The organism is Oceanicoccus sp. (assembly GCF_029238675.1).
Taxonomy (GTDB): Bacteria; Pseudomonadota; Gammaproteobacteria; order Pseudomonadales; family Dasaniaceae; genus Oceanicoccus.
Genome location: NZ_JAQWFR010000001.1, coordinates 1 through 23,669, shown reverse-complemented (window position 1 = coordinate 23,669; position 23,669 = coordinate 1). Strand labels below are relative to the sequence as shown.

General features: G+C 47.6%; 15 protein-coding genes, 1 pseudogene and 1 riboswitch. Of the genes and pseudogenes, 8 read left to right on the top strand and 8 right to left on the bottom strand.

From position 1 onward, the window contains the following. Positions 1-81: 81 nt before the first annotated feature. Positions 82-1,512 (bottom strand): YdiU family protein, encoded by a 1,431-nt coding sequence (locus tag P8H32_RS00080; RefSeq protein ID WP_301088150.1) that lies wholly within the window; start codon positions 1,510-1,512, stop codon positions 82-84. 240 nt (positions 1,513-1,752) lie between these two features. Here P8H32_RS00080 and P8H32_RS00075 point away from each other — a divergent pair, with 240 nt between their 5' ends. The 4 genes from P8H32_RS00075 to P8H32_RS00060 all read left to right on the top strand — a co-directional run bounded on the left by P8H32_RS00075 (position 1,753) and on the right by P8H32_RS00060 (position 8,666). Beyond that, positions 1,753-3,156 carry a sigma-70 family RNA polymerase sigma factor gene (locus P8H32_RS00075; protein WP_301088149.1) on the top strand — a complete coding sequence of 468 codons (1,404 nt, stop codon included), beginning with the start codon at positions 1,753-1,755 and terminating at the stop codon, positions 3,154-3,156. 71 nt (positions 3,157-3,227) lie between these two features. Then, positions 3,228-4,181: a MerR family transcriptional regulator gene (locus P8H32_RS00070; RefSeq protein WP_301088148.1), complete on the top strand. Its 954-nt coding sequence runs from the start codon at positions 3,228-3,230 to the stop codon at positions 4,179-4,181. 196 nt (positions 4,182-4,377) lie between these two features. After that, on the top strand, positions 4,378-5,502 hold the full coding sequence (locus P8H32_RS00065; protein ID WP_301088147.1) for an efflux RND transporter periplasmic adaptor subunit: 1,125 nt from the start codon (positions 4,378-4,380) through the stop codon (positions 5,500-5,502). Between the two features lie 14 nt (positions 5,503-5,516). After that, complete coding sequence (locus P8H32_RS00060) at positions 5,517-8,666, top strand: efflux RND transporter permease subunit (protein ID WP_301088146.1); 3,150 nt, start codon at positions 5,517-5,519, stop codon at positions 8,664-8,666. Here P8H32_RS00060 and P8H32_RS00055 read toward each other — a convergent pair. From P8H32_RS00055 to P8H32_RS00035, 5 genes are all read right to left on the bottom strand, one after another. Next, the gene (locus P8H32_RS00055) at positions 8,663-9,943 is read right to left on the bottom strand and encodes an APC family permease (protein WP_301088145.1); all 1,281 of its coding nucleotides are present in this window, start codon (positions 9,941-9,943) and stop codon (positions 8,663-8,665) included. The genes P8H32_RS00060 and P8H32_RS00055 overlap by 4 nt on opposite strands. Position 9,944: 1 nt before the next feature. Then, positions 9,945-11,249: a type II toxin-antitoxin system HipA family toxin gene (locus tag P8H32_RS00050; RefSeq protein WP_297293065.1), complete on the bottom strand. Its 1,305-nt coding sequence runs from the start codon at positions 11,247-11,249 to the stop codon at positions 9,945-9,947. Next, a complete protein-coding gene (locus tag P8H32_RS00045; protein ID WP_301088144.1) occupies positions 11,246-11,617 on the bottom strand; it encodes a helix-turn-helix transcriptional regulator in 372 nt (123 codons plus the stop codon). Before P8H32_RS00045 ends, P8H32_RS00050 begins: the two co-directional genes overlap by 4 nt. Before the next feature lie 209 nt (positions 11,618-11,826). Further along, positions 11,827-14,067: a PQQ-dependent dehydrogenase, methanol/ethanol family gene (locus tag P8H32_RS00040; RefSeq protein WP_301088143.1), complete on the bottom strand. Its 2,241-nt coding sequence runs from the start codon at positions 14,065-14,067 to the stop codon at positions 11,827-11,829. A gap of 51 nt (positions 14,068-14,118) precedes the next feature. Continuing rightward, positions 14,119-14,883 carry an SDR family oxidoreductase gene (locus P8H32_RS00035; RefSeq protein ID WP_301088142.1) on the bottom strand — a complete coding sequence of 255 codons (765 nt, stop codon included), beginning with the start codon at positions 14,881-14,883 and terminating at the stop codon, positions 14,119-14,121. A 266-nt stretch (positions 14,884-15,149) separates the two neighbouring features. On the opposite strand from P8H32_RS00035, the gene P8H32_RS00030 reads away from it, so the two are divergent. Together P8H32_RS00030 and P8H32_RS00025 are read left to right on the top strand one after the other, a co-directional pair. After that, positions 15,150-16,388, top strand: a complete 1,239-nt coding sequence (locus P8H32_RS00030) for an acyl-CoA dehydrogenase family protein (protein ID WP_301088141.1) — start codon at positions 15,150-15,152, stop codon at positions 16,386-16,388. A 66-nt stretch (positions 16,389-16,454) separates the two neighbouring features. Further along, positions 16,455-18,242, top strand: a complete 1,788-nt coding sequence (locus P8H32_RS00025; protein ID WP_301088140.1) for an acyl-CoA dehydrogenase C-terminal domain-containing protein — start codon at positions 16,455-16,457, stop codon at positions 18,240-18,242. 177 nt (positions 18,243-18,419) lie between these two features. On the opposite strand, the gene P8H32_RS00020 is transcribed toward P8H32_RS00025, so the two are convergent. After that, positions 18,420-18,857, bottom strand: coding sequence for an SRPBCC family protein (locus P8H32_RS00020; RefSeq protein WP_301088139.1), 438 nt, complete (start codon positions 18,855-18,857; stop codon positions 18,420-18,422). A 216-nt stretch (positions 18,858-19,073) separates the two neighbouring features. Continuing rightward, the gene (locus tag P8H32_RS00015; RefSeq protein ID WP_301088138.1) at positions 19,074-21,458 is read right to left on the bottom strand and encodes a TonB-dependent receptor; all 2,385 of its coding nucleotides are present in this window, start codon (positions 21,456-21,458) and stop codon (positions 19,074-19,076) included. A gap of 584 nt (positions 21,459-22,042) precedes the next feature. Continuing rightward, positions 22,043-22,147: riboswitch (cyclic di-GMP riboswitch) on the top strand. Positions 22,148-22,182: 35 nt separating this feature from the next. Here P8H32_RS00015 and P8H32_RS00010 point away from each other — a divergent pair. Further along, entirely contained in the window at positions 22,183-22,794 is a 612-nt protein-coding gene (locus P8H32_RS00010; protein WP_301088137.1) for a VPLPA-CTERM sorting domain-containing protein, read from the top strand. Positions 22,795-22,995: 201 nt separating this feature from the next. Continuing rightward, a pseudogene (locus P8H32_RS00005) lies at positions 22,996-23,669 on the top strand (hypothetical protein); the annotation flags it as partial.

Sequence of the window (23,669 nt, the reverse complement as noted above, 5' to 3'; positions counted from 1 at the left end):
TCCGCTAAAGCGGAAATTGACAGCACTGGATTCCCGCCTTCGCGGGAATGACGGGGGCTTGCGGGAATGAGGTTGGGTTGTTCAGGTGCCACAAAAGGTTTGGTAGCCGGCATCGGCGTCCACTGGTAAGTCCTGGTAATGTGCAGTGCCGGCAATAGCGCTATAGGGCGAGCGTAACACGGCCAAGATGGCTTTTGCTGCGTCGGCATTGCCGCTTGCCTCGCAGCTTGCCAGTACTTGTTCGATGTGATGGTTTCTGGGAATAACTACTGGGTTGTTTTGTTTCATTAACTCCTGGTCCGGAGAACTTCCGTCGCGCCAGCGCATATACCAGTCGCCCAGTTTTTCCGCAAGATGTTCAGCAATATCCGGATTGTCCAGCGATTGCGTTAGTTGCAAAAATGTTTCGGTATAGTCGAGCTTATCTCTATGCATAGTTTGCAATAGTTCGGTAGCCAACTCGCTGTCAGTATCAGCCATTCCCAGTTTTTTCCCCAGCATAGAAAAATAAGCTTGTTCAAATTTTTCCGGGAAAAGTTTTAATATCGATTCAGCCAGCTCAACCGCTTTTTTCTGCTCCGGGTGGATTAACGTTAGCAGACTTTCAGCCAGGCGAGTCATATTCCACCGCACAATATTAGGCTGATTGCCAAAGGCGTAGCGCCCTTGCGTATCAATAGAACTGTAAACCGTTGCGGGGTCATAAGCGCCCATCATAGCGCAGGGGCCGTAATCAATCGTCTCACCGGAAATGGCCATATTATCGGTATTCATAACGCCGTGAATAAAACCCACGCGCATCCATTCAATCACTAACAGGATTTGTTGTTCGATAACTGCCTGTAAAAATAACAGCGCTTTGTTGCCATCGGTCTGCCGATTAATTTCAGGGTAGTGCCGCGCAACCGAGTGATCCAACAGTGCTTGCAGTGATTGCAGATCTTCGCGAATCGCAAAATAAACAAAAGTGCCAACACGAATATGGCTGGCCGCTACGCGAGTTACTACTGCGCCGGGCTTTTCTTCTTCACGGTAAACCGGGTCGCCGGTGGCGACTACCGCAAGACAGCGGGAAGTAGGCACGCCTAAAAAAAACATAGCCTCACTCATAATATATTCCCGCAGAGCTGGCCCCAGTGCACAGCGGCCATCACCACCACGGGAGAAGGGGGTGCGGCCTGAGCCTTTCAGTTGGATGTCAAAGCGCCGCTGGTGCTGGTCTAACACTTCGCCTAAGAGGTGCGCACGGCCATCACCCAGTTGTGGATTGAGCTGACCAAACTGATGCCCGCAATAGGCCAGTGCTATAGGGTCTGAGCCATCGACTAATTGATTGCCAGAAAATAACCGGGCTTGTAAGTCCGTGTCTTCGGTCAGGGGCGGGGCAATAGCCAGCCTTTCAGCTAGTGCTGAATTCCATAACAGTAGTGTGGGGTTAGAGGCGGCAGCAGGATGAATACGTTGATAAAATGCATCGCCGAGATCTTGATAGGTATTGGAAAATGTCAGCATAGTCTATTACTTCGGTAAATTTACCCTAATGATAATCTATCTTTAGCTGCACTGCTTATCAATGAGCTTCTGTATACCAGATTACTAGTCATTGTTTGCTAAATACCTGACGAATTAATGTCTAGGTATTCACCTGTCTGCATCTATCTATGCGGTAACGAATTCGGTTATTTTACAACTGAATAGTCATTAAGCGTTTAGTCATTAACCCTTCAGTAATTAACCTTTAAGTCATTAATTATGTGGATTGATAGCGATAACTTACTAACACCTACGGTAGGTTTTACAGATAAATGGCAGCCTCTTAGTGAAGAGGCGTCGCTCCCTGTGTCTTTAGTCTTAAATGACGATAAAGATAAGCCAAGGGATGCATTGGCGGCTATCCATGAGAGCCTCAGATCTTCCACCCAGCTTTCAGAGCAGGAGGAGAAAAAACATTTTACCTGGTTGGGTGATTTGGTGCAGCAGTTAGTGCTTGAATTGCTGCGGGACTCATCGGGCCGTGAATGGTTTACAACTTACCTGACTTCCGTAGCCTCCGATAAAAACCCTCTGGATCTGGGCTTGCGCACTAGTGAGCATCGCCTGTTAATGACGGATATAAAGCAGATTATTAAATCCTTGGACGGAAAGCCCCAGGTAGCTGATTTGGCCCGTCGTATTGAACGTTTAAACGATGGTCCTGCGGATATTGTTGACATCACAGAGCTAACGTTGATTGACTGGCCCCATCAATTAATTCTCGCCATTGCCCAGTCGCAGTATGCTATTAGCCAGCCGGGGCAGTGCTCCTCTTATTTAAAGGCTTTTTCCAACTATCTTGCTGCTATTCCTGAGTCTGGTGTTAGCAAGGTGCGAGAAGAAAAAGGCACTCCCGGAAAACGTTTATTAACCCTGGTTAAAAACTATTACAAGTGCAGAAATTATCTGGTGCATCATAACCTCCGGCTTGTTTATCATGTAGCCAAAAAACATAGCCTGTCACCTGGTGAAATTCCGGATATATTTCAAGAGGGAGTATTTGGCCTAATTCGAGCGATAGAAAAATACCGCCCCCAGTCAGGTTATCGTTTTTCTACCTATGCCTATAATTGGGTCGATGCAAAAACCCGATTGGCACCGGTGCGTCATAAAGGGTTTATGCGCCTGCCGACATCCACCATCGCTGATTTAAACGTGTTGCGTCGCACAGCCACTGATTTACAAAGCCAAGGCAGTGTGGTTAATCCTGTCTCGGTGGCATCCAGCTGTGATTTATCAGAGTCTCGGGTTAAAACGCTGCTTGAATTAAACAACTTCGCGCTGTCCCTTGACCAGCCGCTATTGGACCGGGACCAGGAGATGACCTTGTCGGGTGTGATCGCAGATGCGGATCAGGAGGTTGAAGAGCAGGTTTGGGAAGGTGAGCTAAAAACTGTGGTAGACCAGCTACTAACCACATTGACTGACAGAGAAGCGTTTATTTTAATCCATCGCTTTGGGCTTAAGGGCGTACCTGCCCAGTCACTGGAGATAGTTAGCAGCAATATCGGCCTAAGCCGCGAGAGGGTCCGGCAGATTGAGAAAAAAATACTGGCCGAGCTAAGAGAGCTGGTCGAAAGCCAGCAAGTTGATATAAAAGATGGGCTATGGCTGACTCAATGATCTGAATAAGCCCTTGCTGCGTAAACCTACCTGTATAGTTACTGTAAAAACACAGGCTTAGGCATTTTCCAGTGAACAGCAAGCAAAATCTTCAACAAGCTTCCTACAGTATTGGTGTTGTCTCCAGACTAACCGGTATATCGGCCCATTGCCTGAGAATGTGGGAGCGCCGGCATGGTCTTGGCCCTTCCAGACGCACCGAAGGCGGCCAGCGCGAATACAGTAAAGTCGACCTGGATCATCTGTTTCTGGTTAAGCAGCTGGTTGATAGCGGTATGAGAATTAAAGATATAGCAGCTCTGCCGCAGAAGACACTAACACTCATTTCCAATAAACCCGCCAATGAAAGCATTGAAGTAAGCCAGTCTTTTAATACCGTTGTGATTGGTAAAGATTTTACTCAATTGTTTAACAAACATCCTAATCGATACCCCGCTTTAGCTGTTGAGTTTCCAGCTGTTTCAGTTGAACAATGGTTAAACACATCTACTGAAAATGCCTCCGCCAAAATACTGTTGCTTCAGGCTGAAAAAATCAGCCAGCAAACACTGGCTAAGCTTAAATATTACAAACAGCAGGGCTGTAGTATTTTTTTTCATCATCCGACTCTCAGTACTACTGCGAAAGAACAGTTGAGTAAAGAGGGAATATACGCCAACGATGCGCCAATTAACCTGGAATTAATCGATACCTTTACAAGCAGGGCAAAAAAAGAGCAAACCTATATCTCTGGTTTATTTGATAGCAGCCGAAAATTCAATTTGCCACTGCCCGCCACCATCCCGAATTACTTTTCCGAGCAGGCCTTGACGGAAGCGGCCAGTAAAAGTAATTCTATAACTTGCAAATGTCCTTCCCACCTTACAGAGCTAATTCGCTCGCTTAATGCCTTTGAAGAATACAGCCAGCAATGCGGTGCCAATAATTGGAAAGAAGCTTCAGTTCATGCCTGTATCTATGCCTATACAACCCAAGCCAGGGGTTTACTCGAGAAGGCGCTGTTAGCCGCTTTGGACGAACATTGATCAGGTAGAAGCTAAATACGCCACCAATAAGTAGTACAGAGGTGGAGATTTTTGCCTCTGAAGTCTCTAATGCAATTCGATGCAAATGAAAGGAGTATTTACTCTTCACGTATTATATACTGCGCAAGCATGCAAACCCGATTGGCTGGGTGCTTGTGTCTATCTTCAGAAAATACCGCAACAAAAAGGAAACGGTGTGAGTAAAAATGTTCGATACGCCTTAATTGTGCTCGTCGTGGTTCTGGCCTGGTTGCTTTCAGGCCTATTAATCGGCAATGACGAGTCTGTCGAGAAAGAAAATACCGATAACTTTTTAACCCATGTCGAAGTAGCTACTTCGACCGCTGAGCACTATCAACCTTCGCTGATGTTTAACGCCCGAACTGAACCCTTCAGGCTGGTGCACCTGCGAGCCGAGACCGAAGGTCCCCTGGTTGCAGCGAGTGTGGCTGAAGGTACAGAAGTAAAACAAGGTACGCTGGTCGGCAAAATTGGCATCCAGGAAAGAGCGCTCAGGGTGGTTGAAGCCCAGTCATTGGTTGAGCAGGTTCAGCTCGAGTACCAAGGCGCCCTTGAGTTGAAAACAAAAGATCTGCTTTCGGATGCAGAAATTGCGCGCAAAAAATTCGATGTTGACTCGGCGAAAACACTATTGGATGCCGCCAAAATAGAGCTCTCCCGCGTGGATTTAAAAGCGCCATTTGACGGTGTTTTGAATGAGCGTTTTTACGAAGTGGGCGACTATCTCCAGAGGGGGCAGATTTTTGCTGAGTTCTTGCAATTGGATCCGCTTAAAGTGGTTTTCCAGGTTTCGGAAAAAGAAATTATCAAGCTTGACCCTCAAGGCACCGTGGAAATTGCGCTTGCCGATGGCCGAGTGCGAGAAGGTCGTGTTGTGTTTCGCAGTGCGAAAGCAGACCAGCAGAGCCGAGCGTTCAAGGTAGAGGCGGTGTTTGACAACCCCGGTAACGAGATACTCGCCGATTTGACGGGTAGAGCCACAATAACGCTAAAACAGATAACAGCACACGCTGTTCCAGCCTCTGTATTATCTCTGGGTACGCAGGGGCAGTTGATTATAAAGACACTACAGACAGATCAAACCGTGGGTTATTACCCTGTGCAAATTGTTGCTGATGAGGTTGAGTCCGTTTGGGTCACGGGTCTTCCTGGCAAGGTTGATGTTGTTATTTCCGGCCATGAATATGTCGGTATTGGAGAACAGGTAAAAGTGTCCAGAAGACAGGCAGCGGATGCGGCAATAGTAGAGAGTGATACTCCGGCCATGGAAGCGCCTGCCACCAAGCCATCGGGTAGTTGAGGGAAGTATAAGGGATGTCGGGATTTTTGCGCTTAGCGATTCGCCAGCATAAGGCGAGCCTTCTTATGATTGCCTTTGTCCTTCTGGCTGGACTGATCGCCCGTGGATCAATGACCATAGAAAGCTTCCCCAGTGTGAAGACCCCCTTCGTTATTATTAAGGTTGTGCATCAAGGTATCTCACCAGAAGATGGCTCCCGCCTGTTGATCAAGCCTCTTGAACAGGAGCTTAAGACCCTCGAAGACGTTGTTGAGATAACGGCAACAGCCCGGGAAAATATGGCCTATGCGGTGGTTGAATTCGATACCAATGTCGATATCGACACCGCTGTTCGCAATGCCCGTGAGGTTGTCGATCGGGCAAAAGCAGAATTTCCTGATAATACTGAAGAGCCTGTCGTTGAAGAAGCCGTCGCCCAATCGGCGCTGGTTGTGGTGGTCAGTTTCAGCAGCGATACCGCCTCTGAACGCGAATTGTTTCAATTGGCCAAATCTTTCCAGCAGGACTTTGAGGGTATTTCCGATGTGCTTTCCGTCAAGCTAAAAGGTGCCCGCGAGGAAGTTGCTGAGATTTATATCGACCCGGCGCGGCTTGAGTATTTTGGCATCTCCGCCAATGAATTACTCAGTACTGTGCAGCAGAATAATTTATTGATTCCGGCGGGTGATCTCGATGCGGGCTATGGCAATTTTGGCGTTAAAGTGCCGGGTCTGATCGAGGACATTGATGACATTCGCAAGCTGCCGGTCAAATCTTCGCCGGAAGGTGTGATTACGCTTGAACAGGTTGCCGATGTCAGGCGAACCTTTAAAGATGCTGAGGGCTTTGGTCGGGTTAATGGCAAACCGACGCTGGCGCTGGAGATTAATAAAAGACTGAAAGCCAATACGGTGGATACAGTTCAGGCTGTTCGGCAAATGGTGGCGGACAAGCAAGACCGGATTCCGGCAAACATTACAGTGGAATTTGTTTTGGACATATCCGAGTTCACCCAAAACACCGTCGACGAATTAACCGGTAACATCATTGCAGCTATGGCGTTAGTCATGGTGCTGGTTGTTGCCTCACTTGGCTTGCGCTCTGGGATATTGGTCGGCTTTGGTATTCCGTTTTCGCTACTGGGTGCCTTTATTGTTGTTTACCTGCTGGGCTTTTCCATTAACTTTATGGTGATCTTTGGCCTGCTGCTGTCGTTGGGTATGTTGATTGATGGCGCTCTGGTTGTGGTTGAATATGCAGAGCGCAAAATGCAGGATGGCCTGTCGCCGATAGATGCCTATCTTGGTTCTGTGCAGCGTATGTCAGTGCCTATTATTGCTTCTACGCTGACCACGTTGGCTGCATTTTTACCGCTGGCATTCTGGCCGGGAGTGACCGGTGAATTTATGTCCTACCTGCCAAAAACAGTTTTTTCTGTGTTGATCTGGTCATTGATTTTCTCCCTGGTGGTGGTGCCGATTGTAGGCTCGATGTTTATGTCCGATAAGCATCGCCGGCGAGCAGAAAAACGCTCTGCAGAAGAGGCTGAAGATGCCGTCGAATTTTCAGCTATCCGCAAGGTTTATCTGGGGGGGCTGAATCGCTGTCTGAATAGCCCGGTGAAGGCTTCAGCCTTGATGGTGTTTTTGCTAGTCAGCATTTTTTGGTGTTACGGAAAATTTGGCCCGGGTATTGAGTTTTTTGCCGACTCTGAAGACGTTATGGCCACTGTATCTATACGTGCGCAAGGCAACCTGACGGTTGAAGAAAAACTGGCAATGGCAAAGCAAGTTGAAAATAAGCTTGCACAAGTAGATGAGATGGTTAGCTACTATGTCAGCACCGGTGGCTTTGGTTTTATGACGGGTGGCTCCGCTGCCCGTGATCAGATTGCACCAGTGCTTATTGAGATTTTGCACCCGACACAACGGGACAAATCAATGAATGAAGTCCTGGATGAGATTCGGACACTGACCGCGGCAATCCCCGGAATTATTGTCCAGGTCGATAAAATTCAGGGTGGGCCTCCGATTGGAAAAGATATCCAGCTTGAACTGACATCGGAAGACCGGCCTCTACTTCACCAGACTGCGCGGCGCGCACGACAATTTTTTGATGGCGTTGAAGGTCTGAGAGATGTGGAGGATACGCTGTCACTGCCAGGTATCGAATGGCAGTTTATTGTCGATAAACCGAGTGCGGCAATGTTGGGGATCAACGTGGCTCAGGTTGGGCAAGTGATTCAGATGGTGACTGAGGGCGTTTATTTGGGCGAATACCGTCCAGATGATGCGGACGAAGAAGTGGAAATCCGTTTGCGCTACCCGGCCAAAGACCGCTCGATAGAGGCATTGAGGCATCTGCGTGTTTCCACGCCTAATGGTTCTGTGCCGGTTTCCAGTTTTGTCACCATAGAGCCTAAACCGCGCGTGGACGTTGTACAGCGGATTGATGGGGTTGAAGTGATCAACGTATCTGCCTACACAGAAGAGGGTGTTTTTGTCGCCGATAAAGTGGCTGAAATTTCACAGTGGTTAGAGTCCGAGGGAATCGATCAGCAGTTGGACTATCGATTTAGGGGCGCTAGTGAAGAAGTGGATGAGTCACAGGCTTTCTTGAGCCTGGCCTTTGGTCTTGCTCTATTTTTGATGTTGATCATTCTGGTTGCCCAGTTTAATAGTTTCTATCAAGCTCTCCTGATTATTTCTGCTGTGGTGATGTCGGCAGCGGGCGTTATGCTAGGTTTGATAATTACTCAGGTGCCTTTTGGCATGATTATGAATGGTGTGGGGATAGTGGCTCTGGCGGGCATTGTTGTGAACAACAATATTGTGCTGATAGATACCTTTAACCGGCTTGAGGCTGCGCATCCCGACTGGAACATTGCCAAACGGGCAATGCACGCGGCCAAGCTGCGCTTTAGACCGGTGATGCTAACAACCCTGACCACGGTGATTGGGCTGTTGCCCCTGGCTAATGGTGCCAGCATTGACCTGATCAATCGCAATATTCTTATTGATGGCATCGTCGCGTCTTTCTGGTCGCCGATGGCGTTGACCATTGTTAATGGGCTGGCATTTTCTACGGTTTTAACATTGTTATTTACGCCAACAATGCTGGTGCTGCCCTCTGTTTTAAAGAGCGCCCTTTCAAATAGCACCCTGCTCAACCGAGGTAGTCGCTAATAGCTAACCTGGAATAGCAATAGGGCAAGGCATAAGCTGCCAGCCAATAAAGGATAGCTGCGCAATCGGCTGATCTGCTGCACCGCTACAGGGTCTATAGCCTGGTAATGATTCCTATGCATTTTCCATAGCGCAAAATTAATCAAACTAAAAATAATTAAAATAATAAAGCTGGTAAATTTGGCCAGCGCCGTTAAAGGGAAGCTTAACGCTGCGACCAGTATCAGCGCTGCGATCAGCAAGGTGGCAATAACGGGTGTTTTGGTAATCGATGAGACGCGATGTAAATAGTGTGGCCCACCAAAGCGTTTTGACAGGCCATAACAGACCCGGGATGCCATGATAATTTGAATCAACACGCCATTTACAATCGCTAGTACACTGATTACCGCAACCACTTTTGCAGCTACTGCATTTTTACTGGATAACAGTTCGGCTAAGGGGGCTTTACTCTGCGCCAGCTCATTCAGTGGTAATGACAGTGTGGCAACCAGGGCTATCAGCACATATAAGCCGGTCGATATAACCACTACCCAGAAAATCGCCTTTGGCATAGTGGTTTCAGGCTGTTTGACTTCCTCCACCACATTGACCATATCTTCAAAACCGATAAAGGCATAAAAGGCTAAAAATGCGCCGGAGAGAATACCGGCCACTTGCGCCGCAGAGGAGGGGATCAATAAATCCGGAGCTTTAACCGGGAGTTGCTGCAAGCTGTCACCGCAAAAGACTAACACAATAACCAGACCGGCTATTTCTATCAGGGTGACCAATGCCGCCATGGTTAATGATTCGGCAATACCCCATGCTGCCAGTGCCGTCAGTAGAACCAGGGCTGCGACCATAGCGAAAGTTTCATTAACCGGCACCAGTAACACAAAGTAACCGATAAAGCCCCGGGTTAAAGTTGCTGCTGAAACAATGCCGGTCAGGATAATTAATAGGCCAACCGCCATGCTGAGCCATTGCTGTTGAAAACCATGTTCAATATAAATCGCTTCGCCAGCACTTTGTGGGAACAATACCGCCAGCTTGCTGTAACTCATAGCGGTTAGCCAGGCGATAACACCTGCAACAATAAAAGCGAGAGGGGCCAGCATACCGGCGCTGCCAGCGACCTTGCCAACCAGTACATAAATACCGGCACCCAATATGGTGCCAAGGCCATAAAAAATCAGTAGGGGCAGGTTAATACGTCGCGCTAGTCCTTCGGGCTCCGGAACAGGGTCTATCGTTTCAGGTGAGAGTAGCAAGACGGGTTTCCTTGATGTTGTCATCTTACGTTGGGCTAATTAGTTCACCGATCATTATTCTCTTTCTGTCATCAACGCCGGCGATATTAGCGTAGTTATGCCATTGTGCCGTTGCAGCCCTAACGTTTTCAATTAGTTTTTTGGCGGCACTGGTATTCAGGCCTTGCCGTTTGGCAACGCTGAGAAAATCTTCATTGTTAATATCTTTACGCTTGCGGTTAATCGTCATTTGATGGCTGTTAGTAAATTCACCATTGGGATTAAAGGAGTAGGTTACATCATAGGCTGGGCTAAGTTGCCATTGCCCGGACTTATCCATCAAAAACGAAATCTGTTTGCTATGGTCGTCCCTGTTATAAGCCAGTACATTAAAGACCATGCGTAAAAACAGTTGCTCTTTAGCGGCCATACCTAAGCCCAGCTTATTACACATTAAAAAAGCTTGTTCATAGGAAGTACTTCCCGGGCTGTTAAAATCGTGGTGGCCCAAAGCGCAGAGCGATTGCATATGCAGTTTTTGGCCATCTTCTGTGCGGTCAAAACGTTTGGTCATAAAGTGCGCCCGGCCATGTTCTTCCATGAGCCGGCACTGAGTCATTTCAATATCGGCATCGCGGGCCATCAGGTGATAGGCGTATTCGATACGACCATAGCCTTTGGGGTCGGCCAGTTCTTTATCTTTATTATTACTTACGCCATCAAATTTCAGCAGCCAGTAGCTATAGCCGTCACCCGCATCAATTTGCCCTGAGCGAACATGATGAGTGCTTTCATTCCAGGCGATAATAGCTTTGGCGCGGGCACCACCGGCAGAGGTTCCTACCGCTAAAATTTTACTTAAGCCTGCTACGTTACTGGCGGCATTGCCGCTGGTTAATTCAAACTGTTGGGCTTCTTTTAGTGTGAGTATGGTGGATGACAGGGCTACCAGTTCTTCGATATTTAATGACAGCTCTACGCTGCTATTTTCATAAATGGCGGGTTGAAATTCTAACGCTCCCATACCGCGAGTGCCGACGTACATCAGTCGTTCTACCGCATTAAATGAGTCGGGGGTGCGTCCGTTTTCTGCCAACCATTGGTTGATAACATCGTTACCGAATTTATCGGGCAGCGAATCCGCCAGCATACCGGGCAGGCCCTTATAGGTGTCGGTGTTGAGGGTAGGGAAGCTGTACACTTCATTGCTGAGAGGCATCATCATAGGTGCCAGTTCAACGCCCATGTCTTGAAACCCGCGATCGTATTCAAACGCCGCGGCGCCTTTTTTGGGGTCCCAGGCCACAAAGCCTACTGTGGCTCCCCATAAAGTAACCTCACCGGCGTTCATGATTGGTCTTCGGGCCACACGATGGTGGCGTTCTTGCTTCTGGTTTTACTGAGCTTATCTTGTTTGCTGTGCCTTACTCTGGTTTTATGTGACTGGGTGCCCGCTGAGTATTTGGCTCTAGTGCTGGCGACCATGTCATAGGGGGAGAACTCGGGGGTGTCTAGTGTGGCGAGTAACTCTTCCAGCCGCCCTAGCTGCATAACAACCTTAAGCAAGCCATCGGACTTGATGATATCGCCAGCCTCCAAACGCTGTAGGGTGCGTTCAGAGACTCCTGCTTCATAGGCTAATTCTGATTGCTTGAGCTTTTTGGCAATCCGCAGCGCAGCGATTTTTTGGCCTAATTGCTTGATACTGTTATCAATCATAGTGAAGCCTCTACTCTGACTCTGGCGATGTTTAATGATGGCGCTTTTTAATAGTGACACTTAAGTCGCTTAATGGTCTTAAAATCAATTAAGCTGCCACTTTTGGCGGATTATATTCTAAAAGTCACTGTTTGACAATCTGCTTCTATTAGGCGACAGATTAGGCGGCTTGAAGGATTAATTAAAACTAATACGCCAGTTATGTCGCTTTATTCTTTGGTTTTATTGGCGCCGTCAGGGGCTTCAGGAAGGGCGGTGGCGAGGCCGAGCTCGGTGTTGGCCACTGCGGGGAAAATATCGACCAGCTTACTCAGGCAAAACCAAAACCAATAGCGTAGTTTGTCCCATAGGCTGCCCATAGTGATTTCTTTATGCAGGTCTGCATTTCTCTGGCGAAGGTAGCCGTGGATGTTATTGACATCTTCAGGGCTGAGGTTGGCATAAAAGCCAACCATACCCTTATGGGTTAGCAGGCCAGCCAGGACAATAGCCTGAAAATTCTGGTGGGACTCTTCGCTCATATAGCGCAGGTCCGGCACCACGTCACTGCCATTGGCGCTGGTGCCATGGCAAAAGCTGCAGTTATTTTCAAACAGGCGGGCACCTTTGTGTAGGTCTTCTTCACTGAGTGAGTGAGGTTTAACGGTCGGTGGCGGTGCCCTGAATATGTCGGTTGCGAGTGTTTCGGTGGCTGCCACTTGTTTGGCGGGCTTGCTTTGTAGTTTAAACACTAACAGGCGGTTGGGGTTTTTAATAGTGGTATTTTTAATACCCATACCCATCATTATGCTGCCACCGGAACCTTGGGTAACAGCAATATATTGCTCGCCATCAATGGCATAACTTATTGGGCCAGCCAGTACGGCGCTGTCGGCCTGAAAGCTCCAAAGTCGTTTGCCATGGTTGGCATCATAGGCATGAAAACCGCCGGAACCTGTACCCTGGAAAACCAGCCCGCCAGCCGTTGTCAGCACGCCGCCATTAACCAGGAGGGGGTGTTTGACTTCCCAGCGCATCTGTTTGGCAATAGGGTCCCAGGCACTTAAGTAACCACGAATTGAAGCGTCGGAGGCGGCTTTGGCTCGCATGGGGTCAGCGGGCAGGCTATAGACGCTAAAATCGGTAGCGGTGTTCCAGCGGTGGGGCTTGTAAGTGAACTTTTGTTCGGCTTTGTAAATACCGGGGGCGTGCTGTTTGGGGATATAGACCAGCTGCGTCTCGGGGTTATAGGCCATAGGTTGCCAGTTGTGGGCCCCAAAGGGGGCAGGCCAGATAATTGATCCGCCGGTTTGCTGATAGTTGGCAACGGCGGTTTCTACCGGGCGGCCCGTGGTTAAATCAATATGACTGGCCCAGTTCACCTGGGCATAGGCGTCCGCCGATAATAACTCCCCAGTGGCTCTATCCAGTACATAGAAAAAGCCATTTTTTGGCGCCTGCATAATCACCTTGCGCTGTTCGCCATTAAGGTTCAATTGTGCCAGTACCAGTTGTTGGGTTGCGGTGTAGTCCCAATTATCTTTAGGGGTGACCTGATAGTGCCAAACATAGTCACCGGTATCGGGGCGCAGGGCCACAATGGAATTAAGGTATAAGTTATCGCCACCACCAGGGCTGCGAACATCGCGGTTCCAGGGGGAGCCATTACCGGTGCCGATATAGAGCAAGTCTAATTCGGGGTCGTAGGCCATGCCATCCCAAACTGTGCCGCCACCGCCATACTTCCACCATTCCCCTTTCCAGCTATCCAGCGCTTGTTCAAGGGCAGGACTTTCCTGAGGTTTGGATGGGTCTCCCGGTACCGTATAGAAACGCCAAAGTTGGTTACCGCTGGCAGCATCGTAGGCGGTGATATAACCACGGGTACCGAGTTCTGCGCCGCCATTACCTATAATGACTTTGCCATCCACAATACGCGGCGCGCCGGTAATGGTGTAGTGGCTGTTTAATGGTGTGGTTTGTACCGACCATACTTGTTCGCCATTACTGGCATCAATTGCGATAAGACGGCCATCAAAACTGCCAACAAAAACCAGTGTTTTGTTTTCACTGCTCCAAAGAGCAGCACCGCGGTTGGCAGGGCCGCAACAACTATTGATTAAATGGGCTTTGTTAACCTCGGGGTTAAAGTGCCAGTGTTGCTCGCCGGTGCGGGCATCAATAGCAAAGACGTGACTCCAGGGGGTAGTGACATACAAGATCCCCTGATGGATCAGCGGAGTGGATTCCATCACTCTGTCGGTGGGAAAGGTAAAAGACCAGGCTAAGCCCAATTTATTGACATTGCTGGTATTAATGTCGGTTTGTGGGCTATAACGTTGTTCTTTGTAATCGCGACCATGGCTGAGCCACTCATCGCCGGGAGCGGCAACGCTGTCCGTATTAATCTGGCTGTGGGCAGGGTGAGCAACCAGCAGGCTGAACAGTACAAGTTTGATTAAATTAATCATAAAACCTCACTTTACAATCTCGCTGGTGGTTAGCCCTTTAGATTGATACTTCTATATGGTTATGCCGCCATCGACAACAATACATTCCCCAGTGGTATAACTACTGGCATCGGAGACCAGATATAAAACCGTACCGGCCATTTCTTGCGGTTCTGCATGGCGCTGCATTGGGATGTTTTCAACCGCCATTTTATACATATCATCGTTAGTAAATAATGCACTGGCAAATTTAGTCTTGGTTAAACCGGGCAGCAGGGCATTGCAACGAATATTATGACGCGCACATTCCTTGGCAAAAGATTTTGTCATATTAACTACAGCGGCTTTAGTGATGGAATAAATACCCTGCAAAAAACCGGGCTGCAAAGCGTTAATGGATGCCGTGTTAACAATACTGCCGCCGCCGGTATCGCGCATAATTTTTCCTGCTTCTACACTCATAAAGAAATAGCCGCGAACATTAACATCAACCGTTTTATTATAGGCACCGAGGTCGGTATCCAGAATATCACCAAAGTACGGATTGGCAGCGGCGTTATTAACTAAAATATCCAGCGTGCCATGTTTGCTTTTAACATAATCAAATAACGCGGTAATGTTATCCATATCACCCACATGGCAGGCAAAAGCTTCAGCACTGTTGCCGGCAGCAATAATTTTATCGGCCACTTCCTGGCAGCCATCAATTTTACGGCTGGACACAATAACGTGGGCACCTTGTTCAGCGAGTAGCTTGGCAATTTCTTCACCAATGCCACGACTGGCGCCGGTAACGATGGCGATTTTTCCAGAAAGATTAAAAATATCAGTGCTCATAGGTATTCCTTAAACAATAGTGATTAAAAATATAACTTCTTAGGGCCAAGCATGGCAGCTCAGCCGCCAATATAAGACCAAAAGACGATGGGTGCTGCCCAATTTAACAGGCATTATAATGCAATATTATCTATTGTCACAACTTGTGTCATTATCGGCATTAAGTTATTATTGGACCGTTATTACGGTATATTTACTAGTAGTGAATAAGGCCAATGCATCCTTGTAAGCCTCAGCATTGCTATCATTAAATCTGGAGAACATGTATGTCCACCTCTGGTGAATTATTTAATTTACAAATTTCCGACAGTTTTGTTGAGGTTTTACAACAAGTTAAAACCTTTATAGAAACTGAGATCACACCTTTAGAACATGAGTTTCATAATTCTCCCTGCAAAGAAGATATCTGGCGTTTAAGTGATCGTCAAAGCGAGATATTAGAGGGCTTGAAAGCTAAAGCTAAAGCCCAGGGTTTGTGGAATTTCTTTTTACCAGACTGGAATGGCGAAGGGGTTAGCAATCTTGATTATGCCTATCTGGCTCAAGAAATGGGTAAAAGCTTTTTAGCGCCAGAAGTATTTAACTGTGCCGCACCCGATACCGGCAATATGGAAGTGTTAGCCAAATATGGAACCCCTGCACAGCAGGAGCAGTGGTTAACTCCATTGTTAGACGGAAAAATTCGTTCAGCCTATGCCATGACAGAACCTGATGTGGCTTCTTCCGATGCAAAAAATATCGCCACCTCCGCCGTATTAGACGGTGACGAGTGGGTCATTAATGGCGAGAAGTTTTATATTTCCGGCGCCGGTGATAGTCGCTGTGCCATTATGATCGTGATGGTTGAAACCAACGCTGATCCCGAAACCCCAATGTATTTACGCCAAAGCCAAATTCTGGTGCCAATGGATAACCCCGGTGTTGAAGTGTTAGAAGGTATGGAGGTATTTGGTAATCCTGACGCTCCCCATGGCCATATGCATCTACGTTTTAATAACTGCCGTATACCTAAGGATAATATGATATTAGGTGAAGGGCGGGGCTTTGAGATTTCTCAAGGGCGTTTAGGGCCAGGACGTATACACCACTGTATGCGCGCCCTGGGCCAGGCTGAGTTGGCGCTTGAAATGATGATTAAGCGTGGCTTGTCCCGTGAAGCCTTTGGTAAGCCCATCATTAAGTTAGGTGGTAACTTTGATATCGTCGCCAAAGCGCGTATTGATATTAATAGCTGTCGCTTAATGGTATTGCAGGCAGCTAAAGCGATGGATGTATTGGGCAATAGCGAAGCACGTGTGTATATTTCCGGTATTAAGGCAATGGTGCCAGTCATCACGTGCAGAATTATTGATGAAGCGATTCAAATGTATGGTGCTGCGGGTATTTCTCAGTGGACACCTCTGGCGGCCATGTATACCGGCGCTAGAACGCTACGGTTGGCCGATGGCCCCGATGAAGTTCATCGCATGGTGGTTGCCCGTGCAGAGGTTAAGCATTACTTATAAGTGATTTTTACAGGTTGTAGTACTTATTTTTTAATTAAATTTTAGTAAATCGATTGAGGTAACACAATGGCTGATTATAAAGCTCCACTACGTGATATACGTTTTGTATTTGATGAATTATTAGGTGCGGATGAGCACTATGCAAGTCTGCCGGGTGCAGAGGAATTAAATCAGGAATTACGCGATGCGATTCTGGATGAGGGTGCTAAATTTTGTGAGCAGACACTGGCTCCTTTGCGCCGCATTGGTGATGAAGAAGGTTGTACCTGGAGTGAGGACGGTGTAACAACACCTGGCGGTTTTGCCGATGCCTACCAGCAGTTTATTGATGGCGGTTGGCCCGGTTTATCCATGCCAGAACAGTTTGGTGGCCAGGGGCTGCCAAACAGCATGGATCTGTTGTTGTCAGAAATGCTGGGTCAGGCCAACCACGCATGGAGTATGTATCCGGGCCTGAGTGCGGGTTGTCGTGAAACATTAATTGAGCATGGCAGCGAGCAATTGCAAAAAGACTATTTGATGAAACTGGTTTCCGGCGATTGGACCGGTACCATGTGTTTGACTGAGCCCCAGGGTGGTAGTGATTTAAGTTTCTTGCGCACTAAAGCTGAAGCCAATGGTGATGGTAGTTATGCCGTTACGGGTACCAAAATTTTTATCAGCTCAGGTGAGCATGATATGTCGGATAATATTATACATATCGTACTAGCCCGATTGCCGGATGCGCCAAAGGGCACCAAAGGTATATCCCTGTTTATCGTACCCAAATTTAATCTGGCTGCTGACGGTTCAGTAGGTGAGCGTAATACGGTGAGCTGTGGTTCACTGGAACACAAGATGGGTATCCACGGCAATGCGACCTGTGTGATGAATTTTGACGGTGCCAAGGGGTTTTTGGTTGGTAAGGAGAATGAAGGTTTAAAATGTATGTTTACCTTTATGAATACCGCTCGTATTGGTACTGCCATGCAAGGTTTAAATCACGCTGAAGTGGCGTTACAGGGTGCTATGTCTTATGCCCTGGATCGTGAAGCGGGTCGCTCTTTAACCGGTAAAAAATCTCCAGACCGGCCAGCAGATAAATTAATAGTGCATGCGGATGTACGTCGTATGCTACTGACTATTCGCTCCTTCTCTGAAGGCTGTCGTGCCTTTATCTATTACTTGTCACAGCAGGGCGATAAGGCACTCCAGGGTACTGAAGAGCAGGTTAAAGAAGCTAGCGACCTCCTGGCTTTGCTAACACCTATCGCTAAAGGTTTTATGACTGAAGTAGGTTTGGAAGCGGCAAGTCACGGCGTACAGGTTTACGGTGGTCACGGTTATATCCGTGAATGGGGTATGGAGCAGAATCTGCGTGATGCACGTATCGCTACTTTGTACGAAGGGACTACCGGCATTCAATCATTAGACCTTCTTGGTCGCAAGATTATGTCTGATGGTGGCGCGAACTTTGGCAAATTTATTGCCATGATTGGTGCTGACCTGGAAGCTATGGATGATGAGTTCTCTGAGCCATTACAGAAAATGATTGCTGAGTGGACTGAGTTAGTCGGTTTTATCGGTGCTCAAGCTGGCAAGAGCTATGATGAGATTGGTTCAGCCTCCGTGGACTTTTTGATGTACTCAGGTTATGTCGTACTCGCTTGGTTCTGGGGTCGTATGGGCACTTTGGCCAACACTAAATTGGCAGAAAATGACGAAGTGTTTTATCGCGGTAAAGTCGCTACGGCGCGTTTTTACTTTGATAAGATTTTGCCTCGTACAGCGAGCCATAAGCAGACGATTGAAAAGGGCGCTGATTCATTGATGAGTCTGACGGATGATGATTTTGAAGCGCTAGCAGCGATTTAATATTTATCAGCATTAAAAAAGGCAGCTTTAGCTGCCTTTTTTTTCGCCGTCATTCCCGCGAAGGCGGGAATCCAGCCTGCATGCTTATGCTGTTATTTCCGCTAAAGCGGAAATTAACAGCACTGGATGCCCGCCTTCGCGGGAATGACGGAGTGTGAATGATAGGGTGTATCGGCGTTACAGTTGAGATATCTGTTTCAGTAGCGAGGCGAAACCCTGAATACCTTGTCGTTCAAATTTCTTATCGAGGAAGAACCGTCCCAATATCGGTATGGCAACTGTACCCTTTGACACCCAAATCACTTTGGTGCCGCCAGTCACTGGCTCCAGTGTGACAGAGCCCAATTCATGGCGAAACGGGAAGGGGCTCGACTGCTCAATGTTATAGTCCAGTCGGGTAGGGCGTTCAAAATAGGTGATGCGCTCATCAAACTTCACCGCACCCAGGTCGATATGTCGCAAGGCACCGAGACCGTTTTCTTCTATTTCACCCGGCTCCAGCAGCTTTGCTGCTTTTACCCCACGGAATCTCGAATAGCCTGCGTGATCAGCCAATTCGGCGAAGACCACATCGATCTCCTTTTCAATTACTTTTTCTACATAAACGTTAAACATAAACGGTCCTTAATGGGGGTATTTAGCTAAGTGAATGTCGGTTGCGGGCAAAAAGAAGTGTTGCTTTTTTTGGGGGGGCAGCCGTATGGCGTAGGTTGGAAATATTGATCGGGACATTGCCCTGCTTCATAAACGAATCGTAGAAGCAGCCAGCCGTGCGTAAATAACACAGCTGACTGATTGCTGCGGGGCATCAGAGCCCCGCAGAGATTTAAGTTAGAACCTATAACCAAATTCAACGGCTACTGTACGGGGGGCGTCTACCGTTGCCACATATGACCCAATAAACAGTGGAGCTCCGACGCTAACTCCGCTTGTGGTTTCGTCGGTTAGGTTTTTCCCGACTAAGGCGATATTCCAGTCTTGATCTCTGCTGGCTAGCCCCAGTCTGGCATTAACCTTGATATAGGATTCCTGAATGGTATTAGAGTCTAGTGACTGATCCATATAGTATTCATCTTCATAATTCACATCCAGGTCTGCCAGCAAAATCATATTCTCACCCAGTGGGTAATTAAAATTGGTGACAAAGCTGCCGGACCATCTTGGCGCGCGTTCGGTTGTCTTGCCTGTCAAGTCTTTAGTGTAGATGTAATTGTTGTACTGGGATGGATTATCCTCGAATGCAACCACGGTACAGCCATCAATAACCGCGTCAGATTGGTTTTCCGGGTTACCCAAGTTGTAGTAAGCTAGTTTCTGTTCTGGTGCGCAGTTCGCATCAGCAAAATCATCGTACCTAGACTCCAGATAGGCCACTGAAAAACTAAACAGCAGGGCTGGGTTAACAATCATTTTAAAGTCAATTTCTATACCCTGGCTGGTTGATTCAGAGGCATTGCCCACGGTAAAGCCATCAGTGGCGAAGCTACTGACCTGACGATCTGAGAAGTTATTATAAAACAGTGCCACATTGAGATTGGCGGCGCCGTCCAGCAGATCCATCTTGGTACCTAGTTCGATGCCATCAACTTGCTCATCATCAAATTCAAAGGATGAAGCATCCGGGCTTGCCATCGCGGCGTTATAGCCTCCACTTTTATATCCGCGGGTGACCTTGAAGTAGGCCATTGCCATATCGCTGTAATCCCATTTGAAATTGATAGTGGGAGAGAGGTTGTTGGTTGTACGCTCTTGATCGAGAACGCCGGTACCTCGGTTGGCGAGAGTGTTGGCAAATGCCTCCAAGTCATGGTCTACTAAATAGGTGTCAAACTCGGCTGTGTAAAGTTCAATAAGGGCCGCCTTTTTTTCATAGGCATAGCGTAAACCGCCAGTCACGGACCATGTATCGGTAAACTGCCAGGTCAATTGCCCGTACACTGCTGCTGTATCGCTGTGCTGGGTAAAATTGTTAACCGGGGAGAATGGGTCAACAATATTTTCACCGATTAGCTGGCCGGCATCAACATTGTTTTTTTGTGACAACTCCAAATGCTGGGTCTCGAGGTAGAGGCCGACAATAAAGTCCAGGTCTCCGCCTCCTTGTGATGTGAGCCTGAATTCCTGGCTAGTCTGGTCGAATGTTTCGGCAGGGTTAGTTTCTATAAACAGAATATCGCTGAAGTCAGCGTCAGCAAGTACCTCAGACTCATAATCGCTATAGCCGGTTATGGATGTCAGGGAGAAATTTTCCAGGTCCCAGTCAACCTTGATCAAGCCATTTATGCTAGTGGTTTCGACAAATTCCTTGTTGGGGCTGTCCAGGGTGTTTTTGTTGTCAAGCTTGCCATCTTCAATAGGGCTAACCTCGTCAACATGGATGTACTCGCCAAGCGGGCTTGCCCAGATGCCATCAATACCACTTAGCTGGAAGATTGAACCCTCGTTGTATACATTGGCATACTCGAGCTTACTCAAAACCTGGATATTGTCACTGACATCAAACAGTAAGCTGCCGCGTATGGCCTGACTGTCCGATGTAGGTTCCTCTGTGCCCCTTATCAGGTTCTCGACAGTACCGGATTTGTCATTGTGCTTGACTGCAAGTCGCCCAGAGAGGTAGTCGGTCAAAGGGCCAGAGACGACGGCGCTGGCTTCTTTTGAGTCGTACTCAGTTTCGTAACTGAGTCTTACATTACCTTCAAGGGTATTGGTGGGTTTGGCAGATTGAATACTGATGGCTCCCGCCACGGTGTTTTTACCAAATAATGTGCCCTGCGGGCCTTTGAGTACTTCCACCGCAGCCAGATCAAGAAATGGCACCATAAACTGACGGGAGCGGCCTGCGTAAATACCGTCGATAAACATACCAACGGATTGCTCAAAGCCAGAGTTGTTTCCAGAGCCGACGCCACGAATAACGATAAACCCGGCGCTTTGACCGGTGGCACTGGTTATTTTGAGGTTTGGCACATAGCTGGACATGTCCTCTAGCCCCTGTATACCCGCATCGGCAATTTTATCTCCGCTAATGGCTGTTACGGCAATGGGAACATCTTGCAGGCTTTCGGCCCGCTTTTGGGCGGTGACAACAACTTCCTCCAGGCTCAGGCCCTCGGCAACACTTTGGGGTAGCCATGTGGCCCCCAGGATTGCAACTAATGCACTGGCTGTCAGCGACGAGTTCTTTCTTCTGTGTAGTAGGCTTTCTAAATTCATAAGTAAGACCGTTATCATTATTAGTGGTGTGGTTAGGTTAGCTGAGGGGCCGGCCTCTCCGGGCAGTAGGTGCTCCTCAGGTTAGTGTTCTTGTTTATAAGGGTGCTTGGGTGATCTCAGTTAAAACTATCCATACATACTCTGTATTCTTTTATGGTTTCAGGCTTTTATTGATAGCAGAGTAATTTAGCTCGGGAATATACCATGTTTACTTACTAAAAAACCATAAACAGTAATTATTCCTCAAATACAGGGTTTTTATAGGTGTTTTACACAATATACATTCTAAAAAAGAAACTTAAGGTTCTCTTTTGGTGATGCCGGAATTTTTTTGCGCAGTTTTGGTGCGCGGCTGCTTGTTACCCCCTCTCTTGTGTCGAGCTAATTTACATACCCTGTATTCTGATTTTGTAGCCAAGGCCAATAAGTGCTTGTTTATATTGATTAAAATGAAGTTGGTATAAAGCTTGATACTAAGTATGGCAGTAGCTTTACAATAGCCGGCATATTTTGCTGTTGTGGGTAACGCTGAGTTAAGACACGTTTAGCAGAACTCATAGATTGTTAATTAATTGCTGCTTGTAGTTGGAAAATGCCAAACCCATCGTGAGGTGGGGGCGGAAAGCTTCAGGTCTTTATGCTTGCCAAGCTTCACTGGTACAGGTTTTAAAGATGGCTGGGTTGCCCCTCTAACAATAAAAAATAACCCTTTGAGGAAATTATAATGAAAAAAGTATACTCACTATTAGCCGTTTCTGCCTTAACTTTGGCTGCTACTCAAGCCAGTGCTGCTGTTTATAACATCACTGTAGAAATGACTACATCTACAACAACATCGCTTCAAAATCTTTCTGGTAGTGTAACTACGTTGACTCCGGGAACAGGTACCATGGATACTGACACCGGTGTCGTGTCCGCCACCGGCATGGTTTTGGATTCACAGCAATTGATGTCAGGTATTATCCCCATCACTGGTATTATCACCGTGGATATTGAACTTGACACGGCAAACACTTCAGGTACACAGACTCGTACAGCCTGTACTAATACTAGCGCCTCACCTATGACCTGTAATGGAGCTGTTGCAGTTGGTCAAGTAGTACCTATTGCAGGCCTTTCAAATCATACTTGGCTAGGCGGTGAAACTACAGGCGCTGAAATCGATTATAGTGTTAACGCTGCATCACCTAGTCCTCTTGGTGGTACCTTGTTTAACACGGGTACGTTTACTGTAACAATTGGCAGTGAAGTTTCTGCTGTACCTGTTCCTGCTGCTGCATGGTTGTTTGGCTCTGCATTGGTTGGACTTGCGGGTATTGGTCGTAAGCGCAGCTAATTATTCGTAAAATCCTTGAGAATAATTCTCGTTTCGGGCGCCTTTATAGGCGCCCTTTTTAGCATCTGGTGTTGGTAAATTAACCAGCGGCAATAACAACAGAAATACACATAGCGGCTCTCCTTTACCAGCTTCAGGCTGGTTGCCCAAGGGGCAGAAGTGAGCGGTAAGTCTGAATACAACAACATTTCGGGGTTTGACATGAGCAATGCAGTATTTAAGATAATATTTTTTCTTGCAGTAATCGCGTTGGTTGGCGGTTGCTCCGGGGCAGACCCGGGCGAGCCTACTATTAGGACTGGCCAGTTTATCGATAGCCCGGTCAGTAACCTGGCCTTTCGTACAGAGAGTCAAAGTGGTTTTACCAATAGTGACGGTGAGTTTCAATACGTACTGGGTGAGACTATTATTTTCTCTGTCGGGTCACTGGATTTCCCGCCTGTTTCAGCCGTGAGCACTGTCACGCCCCAGTTAATGGCGGGTGTTGCGGTTGAAATAGTTGACAATGTTGTGGCCACTAATATTGCCAGGCTATTACAAAGTCTGGATGTTGACGATGATAGAACGACCATTGAGATAGGTGATAATGCCCATAGTTCAAGTCTGGAGGTTGCCGAATCTGACAGCCTCAGCTTTTTTGCTAGTGACGATTTTGATAGCCAGGTAGCTGAGCTTGTGGCGGATTTGGTTAGTTCTGATGAGGCGCGGGCACATCTGCGCGAAACTTTTGGTCTGCCTGAGCCAATCAACCAATTGCCAACTGCTAATGCGGGGGCTAACCAGAGCATATTATTAGGAGAGACCGTCACTCTGAATGGTGCTGCTAGTGATGATCCTGATGGCGATAATGCTAACCTGACCTATCAGTGGAGTCT

What these genes read in the sequence shown, in the direction of transcription:
- P8H32_RS00020 (WP_301088139.1), bottom strand. Translation starts at nt 18,857, where the DNA reads ATGTTTAACGTTTATGTAGAAAAAGTAATTGAAAAGGAGATCGATGTG.
- P8H32_RS00030 (WP_301088141.1), top strand. Translation starts at nt 15,150, where the DNA reads ATGTCCACCTCTGGTGAATTATTTAATTTACAAATTTCCGACAGTTTT.
- P8H32_RS00045 (WP_301088144.1), bottom strand. Translation starts at nt 11,617, where the DNA reads ATGATTGATAACAGTATCAAGCAATTAGGCCAAAAAATCGCTGCGCTG.
- P8H32_RS00015 (WP_301088138.1), bottom strand. Translation starts at nt 21,458, where the DNA reads ATGAATTTAGAAAGCCTACTACACAGAAGAAAGAACTCGTCGCTGACA.
- P8H32_RS00060 (WP_301088146.1), top strand. Translation starts at nt 5,517, where the DNA reads ATGTCGGGATTTTTGCGCTTAGCGATTCGCCAGCATAAGGCGAGCCTT.
- P8H32_RS00025 (WP_301088140.1), top strand. Translation starts at nt 16,455, where the DNA reads ATGGCTGATTATAAAGCTCCACTACGTGATATACGTTTTGTATTTGAT.
- P8H32_RS00080 (WP_301088150.1), bottom strand. Translation starts at nt 1,512, where the DNA reads ATGCTGACATTTTCCAATACCTATCAAGATCTCGGCGATGCATTTTAT.
- P8H32_RS00010 (WP_301088137.1), top strand. Translation starts at nt 22,183, where the DNA reads ATGAAAAAAGTATACTCACTATTAGCCGTTTCTGCCTTAACTTTGGCT.
- P8H32_RS00040 (WP_301088143.1), bottom strand. Translation starts at nt 14,067, where the DNA reads ATGATTAATTTAATCAAACTTGTACTGTTCAGCCTGCTGGTTGCTCAC.
- P8H32_RS00055 (WP_301088145.1), bottom strand. Translation starts at nt 9,943, where the DNA reads ATGACAACATCAAGGAAACCCGTCTTGCTACTCTCACCTGAAACGATA.
- P8H32_RS00035 (WP_301088142.1), bottom strand. Translation starts at nt 14,883, where the DNA reads ATGAGCACTGATATTTTTAATCTTTCTGGAAAAATCGCCATCGTTACC.
- P8H32_RS00075 (WP_301088149.1), top strand. Translation starts at nt 1,753, where the DNA reads ATGTGGATTGATAGCGATAACTTACTAACACCTACGGTAGGTTTTACA.
- P8H32_RS00050 (WP_297293065.1), bottom strand. Translation starts at nt 11,249, where the DNA reads ATGAACGCCGGTGAGGTTACTTTATGGGGAGCCACAGTAGGCTTTGTG.